Annotated in this window: 1 protein-coding gene and 1 pseudogene; both read right to left on the bottom strand. The window is 51.0% G+C overall.

Annotated elements, in window-relative coordinates; genetic code table 11:
• Positions 1-282 precede the first annotated feature (282 nt).
• A complete protein-coding gene (locus VGS11_04955) occupies positions 283-798 on the bottom strand; it encodes a helix-turn-helix domain-containing protein (protein HEV2119437.1) in 516 nt (171 codons plus the stop codon).
• Positions 790-1,203: pseudogene (locus VGS11_04960) on the bottom strand (sigma-54 factor interaction domain-containing protein). The gene VGS11_04955 and the pseudogene VGS11_04960 overlap by 9 nt, the downstream one beginning before the upstream one ends.
• Between the last annotated feature and the right edge of the window lie 591 nt (positions 1,204-1,794).

Genomic DNA, 1,794 nt, shown 5'->3' on the forward strand with positions numbered 1-1,794 from the left:
CAGCCAAATACTTTTCTTGAATCCCGGGAGCAGGCAGACGAGCCCGAGCTCCTTCGCACCGTGAATTGGCCTCACAAGCAAGCTGAGTTCGGTAGTCTACGATCAGAAAGTCCTCTAGGCTCGGCAATCCTGAGAGCTCCTTCGTGAAAAGAACAATTAATGGTAAGCCTTTTCATATCTTCAACTTGCCATGCACGTCTAAGATGGTCGGGAAAACCATGAGGCTGACACTCTGAGGGAATGAAAGACTTCAGGAATAATGGATTGATTGGACCGGAAGAACTACTTTCCTAGAAACATAAGCTGCCGGGCTTCAGATTTCGTGTCACCTAAATGTCCCATGGCAGTGATGCCGTACCGTTGGATCTTGCTTCGGAGGCTTTTGTAGCTGATCTTCAACAGGCGCGCAGCCACGGTACGGTTCCAGCATGTTCTGGCAAGCATCTCCTCAATAATTTGTTTCTCCGCCTGACTGCGAACATTCCGACTCAAAGACTTCAATCCCAGATGCTCAACGGTCGGTTCCTGGTATTTGGCATCCTCGATCGCGCCGGATGAAGGGGTGTGGCTTAGTTCTCTGAGCAATTCTTCTTCGTCCTCGCGGAGGAGCAGCCGGCAGACAAAACTCTGCAGCTCCCGGACATTTCCGGGCCAGGGGTATTTGAGGCAAGCATCCAAGACTTGATGAGAAACTGGCCTCGGAGACACGCCAAATTTCAAGGCAGTCTCAGACAGAAAATCATCCAAGAGGAAAGGAATGTCTTCGCGGCGCGTGCGAAGTGGGGGAATTTTAAACACAATCGTGTTCAGGCGATAATACAGGTCCGGGCGAAATTTTCTCTCAGCCAATGCTTCCTCAATCTTCACATTGGTAGCCGCTAGAATCCGAACATTCACACGCAATAATCTTCGTCCGCCCAACCTTGAAAACTGTTGATCCTGGAGAACATCCAGCAATTTAGCCTGCATGGATGAGGGCATTTCAGCGATTTCGTCAAGAAATATTGTCCCCTCATTGCAAAGTTCGAATTGGCCGGGCTTCGAACGTGTCGCGCCCGTGAATGCGCCCTGGTCGTAGCCGAAAAGCTCGCTTTCGAGCAATTCCGAAGGCAGTGCAGCGCAATTCACCTTAAGAAAGGGCCTTCGGGACCTATGAGACATTTCGTGCAGGTGGCGTGCGAAATATTCCTTGCCCACGCCAGACTCCCCAGGAAGAGAACAGGCACATCAACGCAGGAGACTTTGTCGATTTGCCTGTAAAGCTCCTGCATGGCGGGACAGTGAGTGAGGTGCAGGGCTCACTGAAAAGCTGAAGGATCGGCTTCAAAGGAAGAGGTATCAATATCTGTGTTGAACGGCCTCACTTCCGCTAAGAGGCTCATCATTTATCCTTTTGCTAAAGCCATGCTGCTCAAGATAAACCGCTCGCTGAGGAAGAGTTGGGTTCTCCGTGGATTGCCGCAGCGGGTGCAGACATGCGAGCGTCGGTCTTTTTATTCCGCCGACGCAGCGCCGCCCCGAGGAAGATCAATCCTGAGTCGAATAGAATTAGAGTAGCAGGCTCCGGAGTCGGGCTCATGGGAACAGTTTCAGGTTGAATTGCCGAAATAGGTTCGGCAAGATGTCGAGCTTCCACGGGTTGGACGGGCAAGAAGCGCTTCTCACCTGCAAATGTATAGGGGATCAAAAGGAAAAAAGAGAATCCTGTCAAAATAATTGCGCGGCTCGATTTGAAGGGCTTCTTGTGCATGCTGGGAGTCTCCTGACGATTCCAACTTTTCAGCTTTCCGGGAT

The organism is Candidatus Bathyarchaeia archaeon (assembly GCA_035935655.1).
Lineage (GTDB): Archaea > Thermoproteota > Bathyarchaeia > 40CM-2-53-6 > 40CM-2-53-6 > 40CM-2-53-6.